Here is a 13,852-nt window from a genome sequence, read left to right as displayed (position 1 = left end):
GAGGACTAATGTCGGCAATTCTTTCGCGAGCGAGGTGCTTCCATGTTCTACAACGAGCTCGCTTCATTGCCTTTCTCACGATCAAGGGTACTTCTACTTCTGTTTCGTCTCCTGGTACAAACTCCGCCGCATAGCCTTCCAGCAACGCTTGCATCATATGCACGGTCATAATTCCTGGCAAATTAGATCCGCGAGCCGCGAACGCCAGAGACAATGCGAGCCTAATTAAATCATGTGCAGGATTACCAATCACTGTTTGATCGAAGTCCCGAATCTGGAAACTCACTTTTCCATCAATATCAGACACCGGACCTAAGTTACCAATATGGCAGTCCCCGCAAATCCAAATCGCTGGGCCCTCTGGGAGCTTGGCTTTGCTAGCTGTATCTAACCACTCATAGAATTTTGAAGTGCTGCCACGAACATAAGCATGAGCTGACTTTGCCATTTTGATATTTCTTCGTTCAGTCAATAATGCGGCACGATCTGATACGGTTGGTAAGGGAACTTGTTTTCTCATATATTTTTGAAAGGATATAACATTACAAACGTTATGCTTGGCACGATAAGTTAAAAGATAGTGGACTATGGGCAAGCGTACTTATTCTGCGTGTCAGTCAGAAAAGCGGCCATCCATGGCGGAAGCTAAATAGGTCATAGGGGGCGTAGATACTATTTCATTACAGTACTTGCTGTGGCAGTAGGAGAATCAGGTTCGACAGTCGCGCCTGAAACAGGGTTGCGGCTTAAATCACCATATTCCTTTGCTTTGTTAGGATTTTCTGGCATCGCTGCAGCAACTTCAAATCCATTACCAACTTTCTCTATGAGAGAAGGGGCGTCGCGTCTACTTCACCAAGCGAAGTCGGCAACTTATTAGTAGAAGGACTGGAGACGCTGCTCAAAATGGAACCGGTACCGACAGTCGAAGCTGGAGATATTTTCTTTGTCATTGTGCTTGCCTTAAAGTCAACTAGGGTCAGATAAGAGAATAATCGGTAGGCACGCAACCACATGCCAGCGCACCGACAAAGACAGTAACGAAAAAAATAAGATAGCTCCGTTGGTTTTCGCACATAAGGAAAAAAATGTCTACCATGCGTTAATAATTTACGAGTGACTTAAAAATTGAATAGATGGACCAAGACTCAGAGGTCGGACATGATGGGGAAAGGCATAAATAAATATGAAGTGTCTACGGGAGTGTCGGCGTCAGCTCAGCAAGAGACAGCCTGCTATCCTACGTTTTTCGTTATATTGTACTGACCACCATCGTTGTGAGTAATGTCTATGATGTCGCCACTGATTAAGCCAAATCAGTGAAATGTGGCCGCGACATTCAGCGGATTTTTTTGAAGTAATATCATGCCTACAAATTCATCTAGCAGAAATCATCTTCTTCTAAATTCACAGTCTCTACAGATATTCAAGGCGGTACTCACGAACAACACGTGAAAGCAGGTCAGCAAAGCCAAAAAAATAATGACAAGAATTCGGGCAACGGCAAAACTGCGGGCAGCGCTGATCGCGGCGGTTCTAAATCTGGTTCTGGCTCTAAATCAGGGGCAAGTTCCAGTGCTAATAACCGTTAATTGTTGAAATTCATTGACGGGCATTCTGGCGTCAAATGCCCGTCGACTATATAGATTTTTATTATGTTTTTTTTGAAAGCAGCATAATTATCACCAATCAAATCCTTTCGCGAAAATTATAATTTCTCCAAAGCTAAAGGGTGCCTCAACTTATAAACAGGCTGATGCTGAATTTAGCGATTCTCCACATTCAAATTACAACCGTCTAGAATATGCCCTCGAAGAAAGGTGATAAACAAGCGATACGCGCTTTTTTGTATCATCGACAGAGCACTTTACAAATCCACAAACACGCCAGATGAGACTGAAGATCCGCTTAAATCCTTTGCATTGACACTCGATCTACCGGCATTTGTTAAACGCTATGCATCAGTCCGCGCATGGGTACGTTTAACTGGGCGGTTAGTAAAATCTTTTAATAGACATAAATACTACAAAAGTCTAACGAACGCCACGCAGTTCTTGGGTAATGTCAGAGGTGTTATGTCCAAAGCGAATCTGCTAGATTGAACATAGTCGGCTCACATTTCTAAAATCCAGGAAGAGTGGATTTTCAGTGACCGAATTTATTGCACAATAAATAATTGATTGATATATTATCAAACAGTAGTAATAAGTAGTGCGCACGGTCAACGCATGCCCTTTATTGTCGATACTTCGCCAATCTTATGATATCTATATACCCAACGCTCCCCTCAGAAATGCAAATTGCAGCTATACCTGTTGCATGTATTGGATGCCGCAACGGTGAATTGTTTGAATTGCAGTTTGAATACGCATATCAACCTATAGTAGAAGTTTCGTCCAGGAGCGTGTTCGCGCATGAAGCATTGGTTCGAGGTCCTGAGGGGCAGTCAGCTGCGAGCGTGTTAGCTGAGATCAATGACAGTAACCGCTACCAGTTTGATCAGGCGTGTCGAATAAAGGCGGTTGCAGGCGCAGCCCGCCTTGGGATGAAGGAGTTCCTTTCTATTAATTTTTTACCAAACGCCGTTTATAGACCTGAAGTTTGCATAAGAACTACTTTGATCGCCGCACAACAACACAATTTTCCAATTGAACGCATCATTTTTGAAGTAACCGAAGGGGAAAGAGTTCAGGATCGTCCACATTTGGTCAACATTTTCCACGAGTACCGCAGGTTTGGATTCAAGACGGCGATTGATGATTTCGGTGCAGGCTACGCAGGATTAAATTTGTTGGCTGAATACCAACCTGACATTGTAAAAATTGACATGGATTTGGTTCGAGGCATAGATCAACATATGCCTCGTCAAGTCATTGTTGCTGGCATTGTCAAGATATGCAAAGACCTGGGAATACGGGTTTTGGCTGAGGGGATTGAGACGCGAGCAGAGCGAGATTTTCTGATTTCCGCTGGCATTGATCTATTGCAAGGATATTGGTTCTGTAAACCTGTTTTCCAAGGACTTGGTACTATTCATGATAATGCATGGGCTTAGGTTCTTTAAGCTTCCAAAAATTTATAAGCCGATCATGCTATCTTGGTAAAAAATCCTCAAAGCCACCGTAAGCTGGCCTTTGGCTTTGTACAATTTTGCAATAGCATTTCTTGTGAGTCAAATCAGCTAAATCTGTTGAATCTTCGCAGTAATATCCTTTCCTGCACTTAAAGATGATCCAATTTTCTGCCTTAATTTTCGTTCCTGGCTGATGCCCTACAAAAAGTTTTCGAAAGGTCTAAATAATTATGAAAAACAGCGCAGTGTAAAGCCTACGATTCCAACCAATATTTACCTTTGACTAAGCAGTTCGCGTAGACGCTCAAACTGAATCGGTTTGACCATGTGATGATCAAAGCCAGCATCGTGGGCACGGGCACGATCAGAGTCCTGACCCCAGCCGGTGACGGCAATCATGATGATTTTTTTGCCCCAAGGCTGGGCCCGAACGCGTCGCGCCAGTTCATAGCCATCCATGTCGGGCAAACCAATGTCAAGCAGCATCACGTCGGGATGCTGCTCAGTAGCTGACTGCAGGGCTGCAACTGCACTATACGCGGTGTATACGTGGTTACCGAGCAGTTCCAGCGCCATTGCTAAGGTGTCGGCCGCATCTGCGTTATCGTCCACCACTAAGATGCTGTGTTCGCCCACCTGTGCCGTATCTATTGTTGCGACTAACGACGGTTCCGTCGGCACCAGCAACGGCAGGGTGACCGTAAATGTACTGCCACAGCCAGGTCCATCGCTATGTGCACTGATGCGGCCGCTATGCAACTCTACCAAACCATGCACAAGTGCCAAACCGATTCCCAGTCCGCCTTGGGAACGTTCCAGTGCGGGGGCGAGTTGGGAAAACATGTCGAAGACCGATTGTAGAGCTTCGACAGGAATGCCTATTCCATTGTCCCTAATGGCGATGCGGACCATATCGTCGTCGTGTTGAATCGATAGCGTAATTCGGCCACCCTCCGGCGTGTATTTGATCGCATTAGTAAGTAAATTGACAACGATCTGTGTTAACCGTGTCTCGTCCGCGTTGATCATCAGCGGTGGCGCTGGAAGGTCAACTTCCAGCGTGTGATTGGCAGCACTGGCTAGAGGTCTTATATCGTCGACAGCAGCACGAGTGATCGCGATCAGATCGCAGTGCGCCAGCCTTAGTTGTAGTCGGCCTTGGTTGATGCGCGAAACATCCATTAAGTCATCCACCAGATGAGTCAGCTGCTTGGTTTGGCGTTCCAACATATTGAACGCCCAAATGCAATCAGTTTCTGGACGCAAGCGAACAACTTCCAAGACGTTACGCATCGGCGCTAACGGATTTCGCAGTTCATGAGCAAGTGTGGCCAGAAATTCGTCCTTGCGCTCATGCGCTTGGGACAACTGCTCGTTTGCAATCCGTAGTTGCCCTTCAGCATCGCGTAATGCTTCCAACGATTGTTCCGCATTCTTGCGCTCGCGCAGCAGCTCACGCTCGTAGGAGCGACGATCATGCATTGCCATTACGGCATATTCGTCGTATTGAGTCATACCTTCTTGGCGGCGTATGATATTAACGAGCACTGGGACCCGTTCGCCCTTGAGTGAGACCATTTCCATCTGGACTTCAGCTACCGATCCCTGGATAGTGAGCAGCGGATTGCAATGAGTTTGATAGAAGAGCCGACCGCCAATAGTAAGCAAGTCCTGGACACGTTTACCACCAGTCAACTCGGCTTGTGTATAGCCGAGACAGCGGCAAAAGGTGGCATTCGCACGCAGGATCGTGCCATTTATGTGGCACAAAACTAAGCCGCAGGGGGCACTCTCGAAAAGGTTCCCGTCGTTCGGAAGCGATCCATTCGACTCGACTGCAGCGCTCATACTTACCTCAACACACTGAACAAAAATTCATCAATGGCTGCTGAGCTCGCTGTCGGAGCACTCATGTGAGGGCAATGGCCCACGTTATCGATTACATGCAGTTTGCTGTTGGGCATCTGTCGCAACATATATTCTCCGACCGATATTGGAGCAATCATGTCTTCGCTACACTGCAGAATCAGGCTGGGGGTCTTACAGTGCACCAGATCGGCACGATGGTCCGACAAAAAAGTCGTACGGGCGAAGTGCTTGGCGATTTCGGGATCAGTGCGGCAAAAACTGTTGGTGAGTTCCTGTCCGAGTTCCGGACGGTCCGGTGCTCCCATGATGACGGGCGCCATATTGCTCGACCAGCCTAAGTAATTGTTTTCCAACGTTTCAAGCAGTTCCTCGATATCCTCGCGAGAAAAGCCCCCTACATAATCGCCATCATTGATATAAGACGGTGATGGACCAACCATCACATGTGCGGCGAAGCGCTCCGGGTAGCGGTTGGCTGCAAGCAAGCCGATCATGGCACTGACTGAATGACCTACAAAAACCACCGGCCCCATCGCATACTCTGCCATGATTTCAAGTACATCGTCAGCGTAGCCGTGCAGGGAGCTGTACTTGTCGCGATCATAAGCGTTTAGGTCTGAATTGCCGCTTCCGACTAGGTCGAAAGTCACCACCCGGTAGCGCTCAGTGTAATGCGGTGTCAAAAAACGCCACATGTTCTGATCGCAGCCGAAGCCATGTGCCAACACCATCGTGATTGGACCCGTGCCGGTGACGTTGACGTTATTTCGATGTGTAGTTCTCATAAGTTTCAACAGGAATAGGTGTAGAGCGGCAAATTTTTTAGGTAGCTGACAATTTTACGCTATAGAGCAGTACCGGCGTATAACAGATTCACCAGTTATATATGTTGTTCGTTTGCCAGCTGAATTGACCCTGTCAGTTTGATCCACCTTCCACTTTCTGGCGAAGGCGGCCACCCGGTCATACGACCCTTCAAATCCCAGTTCTTTCAGATCCAGATGAAGTTGTTTTAAGCTTCGTCGCTGCTTACGATTCTTGCCAGCTTCGGTTTTAAGCCAGCTTGACAGCTGTAATGCATATTTATCGATGGCGCTTGTTGTTTGTCGATCCGCATAGGCTGGCTCTATGACTTTAGAACACAGATAGCGCCGGACAGTGTTGCGAGAGATGCCCAGTCGTCTGGCGATCTCGCTTAATGGAAACTGGTCACGAATGTGCCAGCGTCGAATAATACCTAGTAATGCCACGTCAATCACTCCTGCTCCCTACTCATCAAGATAAGTAGGATTGTGTGCTAAACGTGGGTCAGTTTTAGATACAATTTATCCAGCAACCCCCTACCACCACACCGTCACAGTGTGGCCGCGTCGCTCGCCTTGCGTGGTCAGCAGACGAATAGGTCCGAGCTACCAGAAACACGAACGGTGCAAATCGGTTTATCGTCTGCTATTCTGGATCAAACAGTGCAATTAGTTCATCTGCGATGGCTCGGACCCTCTTAGAACGCCTCACATCTTCATGCTTGACCAGCCAAAGCTTGCGCATGACCGGACAATTTTCCGATTCGACACATACCAAGCTGCATTGAAGGCTGAAATATTGAGGCAAAACTGCGACGACGGTACTTGCTGCGGAAGATTGCAACAATGTCATCATATCGTTGGAGCGTAAACAATAGCGACGCCCACCCAGGATCTTGTCGAGCCATAATTGTTGTGGAACCTCGCTCATGCCTTTTTCATACCTGAGAAACTCCCATTGTTAGGCACTATTCTCAGCGAGGTAGCCCGCACTTGCATACAAACCGTATTCTATCGAGGTGAGAGCGCGCAGCTCCAGGGCAAACGCATCAAATAGCCAACGGGCATATGCCAAGAACATCTGCGAGATATTTATTATGAAGAGCAGCGTACAGCCGCTTCTTCGGAATGCTGCGCTTCATTGATGTTTTTTGCTGCAACAGGTTCATGGTGATTTTTCTGACGATGTCGAAGTTTCGGCGGCGTGGCCGGCGCGTGTTCGGCAGGTGTCTTCTTTGAAGGTGACATCATCAAGGTGCCAATACGGTTTATTTTCGATGCCCCAATGGGCTCGGATAGCATTGCCGATCTGCTTTGGGTCTGGTTCGAGGGAAGTGATATAGAACCGTCGCTCACTGGTGCGTTTCTCACCGATTTCACGGATCGATTCCATCTTTAGACCGGCCCAGGCATTGACCTGATCCAGATGCCCTAACGAGAATACGATGACCCGGCGCGACTCAATGCGCCCGTGGTCTTTTTCGCAGGTGTCGTCGGGCTGAGCGTCTAACGATCGGCAATGATATTGCCCGACGATTTCAAAGAACTCTCCCACTTGCTCGTGCAACCTGCCATGGTTGCCTTTCAAGGCTAGAACATAGTCCGAGCCCGCTCAGTCATCACCTTCGCAATCTCCGTTTGGCAGCCCATCGAATTGATCGTCATGATGCTGCCGTTCAAGTCGAGCATGACAAGCAGCTCTGGAATCGCGGTGATTTCGCAGGATTTTTCTTTGGTCTTGAGTTGCCCCAAGGTGATGCCGTGATCACTGACAATGGCAGTAACTAGGCGTGTTGAGATTTAACCTCAACCAAAGTACCGAAGCTGTCAGCGCTACGAATGAAGCAAATCGCGAGCAAGTTTATCGTAAAACGTAGCGACTCTTCGAAATTGCTTGATACGGGCAAAGAATCGTTCAACTAAGTTACGGTTTCGGTACTGATGGTTGTCAAAATATGACCTCACTGACTGAACGCGTACAAAGCGACCTATAATTAGAAAAAAAGCACCTTCAGTTGTTGGTCAGGCATGCGCCCAATGGCGCCAGTGAGATAACTGATCGACAGAAGTCCACGCAAAAAAACTATTTGACACTGGAGTTTACTCAAGACTTTAGAATGAATCCTGATATTAACCAAAGGGAACCATCATGGCCTTCGTTTTAACACATACTTTCAGAAAGATTGTCTTCGCCAGCGCAGTATATGACCTTGTATTGACCGCACCGTTTGCCACGCTTTGGAGTTTCGCATTTGCACGTGGACAATTATTATCAATTAATCAATTGCTCGGCGGCACTGCATTGCCGGCATTTGAACCGTTCCACGTGCTGTTCCCCTGCCTGCTCGGCAGCGTGGCACTGATTTGGTCGGCGCTGCGAATCAGCGATCCACAGCAAAAATACGGCCGCTATGACGGTGCGGCTCGACTGCTGTTTTCACGCTCGATGGCTTGAACTCTATCACAGCCGGGGCACATATCCTGTGGCTGTTCTTTATACCCGAATACGCATGGTGCCTTGCGCAATGGCAGCCCGTTCGGGAAGCCATAGGTAACTATTAAGCTTATCCAAAGATAATATAAGTATAACAAGATGTAAGGACGCAAGCTTAAAAGAAAGAGCGGATGTGTACAGTTCTGAATATGCCAAGACGACGAACTCGCTTAGATAATTGCTCGTATTTATTGGTAACGTCGATCAACCACATAATCACCAATTTTTCCGGTCACGGATAAGAGTTGAAACATGATGCCATCAATCGATTTTTACGAGATGGCGTTCTGCGCTCAAACCGGCGAAATTTATCGGAACATGCAAAAGTGTCAGGGCAAAGCCTTCAATGTCGCTTGTGGTGTCAAACAACAACTAAAAAGCCTTTAATCTGATGCATTTCTGTTTTTTCAACACCAGAAAAGGTGTCCCCAGCTGGACAAATTCCGCCGGTTCGGGCGCAGAACACCTATTTGCGCAAATAAATTCAACAAAATACCGATTCTTCTCAACTAGGTTTTTTTTATGAAAACAATACACATTTCTACAACGGATGGATTATCGGTCGCTGCTAGTCTCTTCATCCCAGAGGGCACACCTCGTGCGGGAGTTATCATCAATTCCGCGACAGCCGTAGGCAGAGGATTCTACGCAGCGTTCGCCGAACATTTATCGAAGCACGGTTACCTAGCTATAAGCTATGACTATCGTGGCATTGGGGATTCACTCAACGTCACCGCAGACATTTCCAAATTTAGCATGCGTGCGTGGGGGGAACTGGATTTTGAAGCCGTAATTCAATGGGCGACATCTTCATTCACGAACATCGAATGGCATTGCGTGGGTCACAGCGTTGGAGGGCAATTGGTTGGTCTAGCGCCAAGCAACAGCGCACTCCACAGCGTCTATTGCATAGCGGCTCAGAATGGCTATTGGAAAAATTGGGGCGTGAAGAAAAGGTTTAAACTTCTACTAACTTGGTATCTCTTGATTCCCCTGTTAAATAGGGCATTTGGTCATATTCCCAAACACTTTTTTGGGGAAATTATTCCTGGACCAATCGCGAAAGAATGGGCACGCTGGTGTAGGAATCCGCATTATATTTGCGATAAAAATGGCGAGCCACTTCGATCATACTTTGCCCAATACACAAAGAAGATGCTTTTTCTTGCAATCGACGACGACCTTCAATTTGCGCCATTGAAGGCAGTCAAAGCGCTGCATGATTTTTACTCTAATGCCGAACGGGAAATTCGGCGAATTGAACCAGAAAAATTTGGATTGAAAAAAATTGGCCATTTCGGCTTCTTCAAACAAAAAAATAAGCCTCTGCTCTGGTCAGACACGCTGGACTGGCTGAATCAATTTCAATAAACCTAAATCTGGTAGTTACCCATTAGATAAGTAAGACCTTTGCACGATAAACTGCCAAGCAGGGTGTTACCCCAAATGAGACAATAGCCACAGGAAAAATTTAAAGAATAGCAATCATGGCGTGGAAAAATATCAAGCAACGTAGTCTAGGCGATGTCTTAATCGTAGAGTATAGAGCGCTCACCGAACTCGATAATATGTATGCGCTGATCAACTGGTCGCCGCTAGAAGCGCATTTGAATGATTTCCCACAGCAAAGCTAGGGGCGATAAAACTTGGCCGCCATTGATGATGTTCCCCATGGGATCAATATTCAGTTGGCGCCAACTTGCCAGCATCAAAAACATAGGCGCAAGACAAGGTCAGGAATCACTTTGTTTACGCCTTCAAAATACGTCAAATATCGACCCTTGTATCCTGCCCCGCATGTTCAATCTGGTCAATGCTGGGCAATGGGGCATCATTGTTGTCGTCGCCCTCGTCCTCTCCCAACTCGGTTACGCGATGTGGACTTGTCTGCGATTGTTCTCATCGTCGGTCTGCACTTCTTGCCGCTCGCACGCCACTTGCCTGGCTTAAAGATACTTTGGGAAAACGGGCTACCTGGCGCAATAATCGTATTGATGAACTCTTGCCGCTAAGATCCACATCTGTAAGTCACTGATTGTCTAGGTGGTCGCGCGGTACACTTACCGAGCATCTCTTCATTGCCAAAAATGAATATAAACGGACCTGAACGGTGTTGTCGATTGCAATGAACAGCTCCGCTTAGGAATCGGATACACAAGTCTAACAAATCCAGCGAGCACGGCCTAGTTCATGGATTAGAGAAATCTAGCCAAGTCGATCTAGAATCGGCTTACGGTAGCGCCTACTCATGCGCAATCGCTGCGAGCCTTCGAGGACGATCTCGTACTCGCCTTCCTTGCAAATTTCCAAAGCGCGGATACGGTCGAGATTGACAATGGCCGAACGGTGAATTCGGCAAAAACCATACGGCGTCAGTAGACTCTCCAGGTCGACTAGGCTACGGCGAAGCATATGCGTTCTCTCGCCTGAATGCAGCGTCGAATAGTAATCACTTGCTTCAATCCAGTCGATTTCAGCGTACTTGACCACATGGAGGATATTACCGTTCTTGACGATGAACCGCCGGGTTTCGCCGGGTATCCGTATGCGTTCCTTTACGCGTTCCAGCATGCGCTGGAAGCGCTGGTCGTCGAACGGCTTCATCAAATAATCGACCGCCCCCACCTCAAAAGCACGCAAGGCGAATTGGTGATGGGCGGTCACGAAGATAATGGCAAACGGAGGAGACAGGCCAAGCCGATCAAGCATCTCAAAGCCATCACATTCGGGCATTTCCACGTCGAGGAAAACCAAATCCGGTTTGACTGCCGCGATCGCCTCCAAAGCGTCTTCGGCCGAACCGCATTGACCCACCAGTTGTATACCGGCGTCGCGCGCCAATAGTACTGCGATATTGCTGCGCGCGAGCGGCTCGTCGTCGACAATCAGTACGCGCAAGGGAACGGTGCTGTTATCCATCAATGCTCTCGATATGGCAGAGTAATGGTGGCCAGCACACCAGTGTCGTTCCAGTTCCTGAGCTCAAACGTTTGCTCGGTTCCATACAATGCGGCCAGACGTTGGCGTGCATTTGCAAGTCCCACACCTTCGTCTATGTGCGCGGGCAGCAGCGGACCGTCGTTATAAACAGTCAGCGTTAACAGTGCCCCGGCCCGCATAGCCTCGATGCGCAGTGCACCGCCCTTGGCGCGCTTGCCTATGCCATGTTTGATGGCGTTTTCAACCAAGGGCTGCAAAATGAAGTCCGGTACTTGCGCTCCCAAGAGCACGTCGGGGATCTCGATATGGTAGCGTAGTCTTTCAGCAAAGCGCATCTGCTGTATTTCCAAGTATTTTCGCAGAAAGGCGATCTCTTCTTCCAAGACGACATATTGGCGGTCGGAGTGGTCTGTAACGCGCCGCAACAGGTCGCCGAGGGCCGCTATCACCGCAATCGCATCATTGCCCCGTTCTTCGCGTATCAATCCGGTAACGGCGTTGAGGGAATTAAAGACGAAATGCGGTTCGAGCTGCAGTCTGAGCATGGCGAGTTGTGCCTGCGCCAATAGCCCCGATATGCGTGCGCTTGCTGCTTGCTGCCGCACCAGGCGGTTGTGGGTATCGAGCGCAACGTTCAGCGCCACGACTGCACCATACAGTATGAACCCAACGATCAACATGCCACAGAACTTGGGGTACCAAATATCGGCGAATTCATCCGGTCCATTGGGGTTCGCCAGGGGATTCGTAAAGTGCTCCAGTAGCGCCGCCCAAGTTGACCAAGCGAGACTGATTGTGATGCAGGCCACGCCATGAATAATCCAATGCATCACCGATTTGGATGGCAGGCGGAAGCGTTGCAACAGGGCGAATACCGCTGGCGTGACCATGGGCCACACTGCCCAAGTTACTGTCGTTACGACAAACAGCGTCACCCACGCGTGGTGCATACCCATCGCGCGCATTGTGACCAAGGTTTGAGTCGCGTCAAACAGGGCAATGGTCAGCCAGGCTGTAGCAACTTGGAACCATAATTTCGGAACGTGGTTTGCACTCTTCATAACCCTATCATAAAGGAAAGCAATGATGGAAGGGATGGCTTTGCAGCCAATCCACATCCAGTTGCAGGCAAGCGCCTCGCCCAAGCGCCCGGTCGGTGGGAAACTGAATGCCTTTCCACCATTACTTAAGGAAAACCATGAACAATCGTCCATTGGCCGTTAACGCTAGTGGCTTTGACAACGCGGGGCAAGTCCGTGCCAGTTCGTACATACAGAATCGTGCGGCCAACGTAATGTCAATTGCAGCCCGATCACTGAGCGTGCTGGTGCTGATGGGCACTGTGGCGACACATGTCAGTGCCACCGAGATTGCCACCAAGCAAAAACCTATTTACGTCTGTCAGATGGCCAGCCACGGCCACATGGCCGGTCAGCCCGTGGCTGAGTTTGACAAACCTGGCATTTGCCCAACTGACGGCATGGAATTGATCGACAAATCCAAGCGCCTGCGCGTTGCAGTGTTGATTTTTGACGGTGTGCAAGACATTGATTATTCTGGCCCTATGGAAGTGTTCGGTCAATCCGGTGCCACGATCTTTACCGTTGCCAGCAGTACCGACAGCGTGCATTCGGCGTGGGGTTTGAAGATGACACCCGATTTTGACCTTGAGCATGCGCCATTGGCCGACATTGTCGTGATCCCTGGCGGAGATGTGACGAGTGTAATCCGCAATCCAAAGGCGCTTGACTGGGTGCGTGCTCGCGTCAGCGATAGCCGTGCCGTCATGTCAGTATGTACGGGTGCTTTCATCATGGGCAAGGCTGGTTTGCTTGATGGGCGAGCGGCGACCACAATCGTTGGCGCGACGGCGCAATTGGCTGAAATGTTTCCAAAGGCGAAGGTGGTCAAAGATCGTCGCTATGTCGACAACGGCAATATCGTCACCACCGGCGGCCTGTCCTCCGGCATTGATGGCGCCCTGCACATGGTCGATCGCGAACTGGGACGCCTGCGCGCGGAGGACATCGCCCGCGGCATGGAATATGAGTGGCGCGCAGAGGGTAAGCTAGCCTTCGGTCAGTTGGCTGGCTACCAAATGCCAGACGTTACCGAATTCGTGCCCAAGGGCGCTATGTGGGAACGCTTGCTCGACCATGGCGATGTCAGCAAGTGGGAAGTGGGCGGTCGCATCGAGCTGGCAGCCGGTACTATCGCCTTCCTTGAAAATAGTGCGGTCAAGATGCGTGCAGCCGGCTGGCTCGATTTGCCTGTTTCCGGCAAGCGTGGGCGCGGCTTCATCAAAACTGGCAACGGGAAGACGTGGCAAGTTGCGATTGCAGTCAAGAACGCAGAAGAACCGACAATCTATAGGCTCTCCATCACCATCCAAGAGGTCGGGCGGGCAAAGACCATTGCGGCTAGGTGAACTAGAGGTGGATCCCGGATGGACGATTGGACATCCAGGGCCTGGAGCACGTCCCGGTTACTGCTTTGGTGCGCACAGCGACGTTGTCGCTGACCTGACAGACCTTTTCCTAAGCGGTACTGATCATTGCAATGCGTAACTCCGCGCAGGTTCCGCTTACGGCCAAACTGCGAGACGATTGATGTGATCAATTGATTCTTAATGAAAGGGGATGTTCTCTATCCAAAAGAAGGATTGTGATTAAT

Annotated in this window: 11 protein-coding genes and 2 pseudogenes; 4 read left to right on the top strand and 9 right to left on the bottom strand. The window is 49.1% G+C overall.

The window, feature by feature from the left end:
* A partial coding sequence (locus tag ACO0LF_RS29900; protein WP_423020814.1) for a DUF2252 family protein occupies window positions 1-520 on the bottom strand: 520 nt, incomplete at its 3' end.
* Between the two features lie 1,740 nt (window positions 521-2,260).
* Here ACO0LF_RS29900 and ACO0LF_RS29895 point away from each other — a divergent pair.
* Window positions 2,261-3,055 carry an EAL domain-containing protein gene (locus ACO0LF_RS29895; protein WP_423020812.1) on the top strand — a complete coding sequence of 265 codons (795 nt, stop codon included), beginning with the start codon at window positions 2,261-2,263 and terminating at the stop codon, window positions 3,053-3,055.
* 291 nt (window positions 3,056-3,346) lie between these two features.
* On the opposite strand, the gene ACO0LF_RS29890 is transcribed toward ACO0LF_RS29895, so the two are convergent.
* The 6 genes and pseudogenes from ACO0LF_RS29890 to ACO0LF_RS29865 all read right to left on the bottom strand — a co-directional run.
* Window positions 3,347-4,921 carry an ATP-binding protein gene (locus ACO0LF_RS29890; RefSeq protein ID WP_423020810.1) on the bottom strand — a complete coding sequence of 525 codons (1,575 nt, stop codon included), beginning with the start codon at window positions 4,919-4,921 and terminating at the stop codon, window positions 3,347-3,349.
* Between the two features lie 2 nt (window positions 4,922-4,923).
* Window positions 4,924-5,727, bottom strand: coding sequence for an alpha/beta fold hydrolase (locus ACO0LF_RS29885; protein ID WP_423020808.1), 804 nt, complete (start codon window positions 5,725-5,727; stop codon window positions 4,924-4,926).
* A 54-nt stretch (window positions 5,728-5,781) separates the two neighbouring features.
* On the bottom strand, window positions 5,782-6,192 hold the full coding sequence (locus tag ACO0LF_RS29880) for a helix-turn-helix domain-containing protein (RefSeq protein ID WP_423020806.1): 411 nt from the start codon (window positions 6,190-6,192) through the stop codon (window positions 5,782-5,784).
* A 199-nt stretch (window positions 6,193-6,391) separates the two neighbouring features.
* Window positions 6,392-6,676, bottom strand: coding sequence for a hypothetical protein (locus tag ACO0LF_RS29875; protein WP_423020804.1), 285 nt, complete (start codon window positions 6,674-6,676; stop codon window positions 6,392-6,394).
* 234 nt (window positions 6,677-6,910) lie between these two features.
* Window positions 6,911-7,342 (bottom strand): annotated as a pseudogene (locus ACO0LF_RS29870) (ISAs1 family transposase); the annotation flags it as partial.
* Window positions 7,343-7,510: 168 nt separating this feature from the next.
* A pseudogene (locus ACO0LF_RS29865) lies at window positions 7,511-7,683 on the bottom strand (transposase); the annotation flags it as partial.
* A 211-nt stretch (window positions 7,684-7,894) separates the two neighbouring features.
* Here ACO0LF_RS29865 and ACO0LF_RS29860 point away from each other — a divergent pair.
* Together ACO0LF_RS29860 and ACO0LF_RS29855 are read left to right on the top strand one after the other, a co-directional pair.
* Entirely contained in the window at window positions 7,895-8,200 is a 306-nt protein-coding gene (locus ACO0LF_RS29860; RefSeq protein WP_423020802.1) for a hypothetical protein, read from the top strand.
* Window positions 8,201-8,761: 561 nt separating this feature from the next.
* The gene (locus ACO0LF_RS29855; protein WP_423020800.1) at window positions 8,762-9,610 is read left to right on the top strand and encodes an alpha/beta fold hydrolase; all 849 of its coding nucleotides are present in this window, start codon (window positions 8,762-8,764) and stop codon (window positions 9,608-9,610) included.
* An 834-nt stretch (window positions 9,611-10,444) separates the two neighbouring features.
* Here ACO0LF_RS29855 and ACO0LF_RS29850 read toward each other — a convergent pair.
* On the bottom strand, window positions 10,445-11,158 hold the full coding sequence (locus tag ACO0LF_RS29850; RefSeq protein WP_423020798.1) for a LytR/AlgR family response regulator transcription factor: 714 nt from the start codon (window positions 11,156-11,158) through the stop codon (window positions 10,445-10,447).
* Window positions 11,158-12,240 carry a sensor histidine kinase gene (locus ACO0LF_RS29845; RefSeq protein WP_423020796.1) on the bottom strand — a complete coding sequence of 361 codons (1,083 nt, stop codon included), beginning with the start codon at window positions 12,238-12,240 and terminating at the stop codon, window positions 11,158-11,160. The genes ACO0LF_RS29850 and ACO0LF_RS29845 overlap by 1 nt, the downstream gene beginning before the upstream one ends.
* Before the next feature lie 137 nt (window positions 12,241-12,377).
* On the opposite strand from ACO0LF_RS29845, the gene ACO0LF_RS29840 reads away from it, so the two are divergent.
* Window positions 12,378-13,607, top strand: coding sequence for a DJ-1/PfpI family protein (locus ACO0LF_RS29840; protein WP_423020794.1), 1,230 nt, complete (start codon window positions 12,378-12,380; stop codon window positions 13,605-13,607).
* Window positions 13,608-13,852 lie beyond the last annotated feature (245 nt).

It is taken from the genome of Undibacterium sp. Di27W (assembly GCF_049340345.1).
Lineage (GTDB): Bacteria > Pseudomonadota > Gammaproteobacteria > Burkholderiales > Burkholderiaceae_D > Undibacterium.
Note: the sequence above shows the minus strand (reverse complement) of the source record. Positions and strands in the feature narration are given on the sequence as shown.

Bases quoted from the DNA above. Each gene is read 5' to 3' on its own strand.
- ACO0LF_RS29895 (WP_423020812.1), top strand. From the start codon at position 2,261: ATGATATCTATATACCCAACGCTCCCCTCAGAAATGCAAATTGCAGCT.
- ACO0LF_RS29890 (WP_423020810.1), bottom strand. From the start codon at position 4,921: ATGAGCGCTGCAGTCGAGTCGAATGGATCGCTTCCGAACGACGGGAAC.
- ACO0LF_RS29885 (WP_423020808.1), bottom strand. From the start codon at position 5,727: ATGAGAACTACACATCGAAATAACGTCAACGTCACCGGCACGGGTCCA.
- ACO0LF_RS29875 (WP_423020804.1), bottom strand. From the start codon at position 6,676: ATGAGCGAGGTTCCACAACAATTATGGCTCGACAAGATCCTGGGTGGG.
- ACO0LF_RS29860 (WP_423020802.1), top strand. From the start codon at position 7,895: ATGGCCTTCGTTTTAACACATACTTTCAGAAAGATTGTCTTCGCCAGC.
- ACO0LF_RS29855 (WP_423020800.1), top strand. From the start codon at position 8,762: ATGAAAACAATACACATTTCTACAACGGATGGATTATCGGTCGCTGCT.
- ACO0LF_RS29850 (WP_423020798.1), bottom strand. From the start codon at position 11,158: ATGGATAACAGCACCGTTCCCTTGCGCGTACTGATTGTCGACGACGAG.
- ACO0LF_RS29845 (WP_423020796.1), bottom strand. From the start codon at position 12,240: ATGAAGAGTGCAAACCACGTTCCGAAATTATGGTTCCAAGTTGCTACA.
- ACO0LF_RS29840 (WP_423020794.1), top strand. From the start codon at position 12,378: ATGAACAATCGTCCATTGGCCGTTAACGCTAGTGGCTTTGACAACGCG.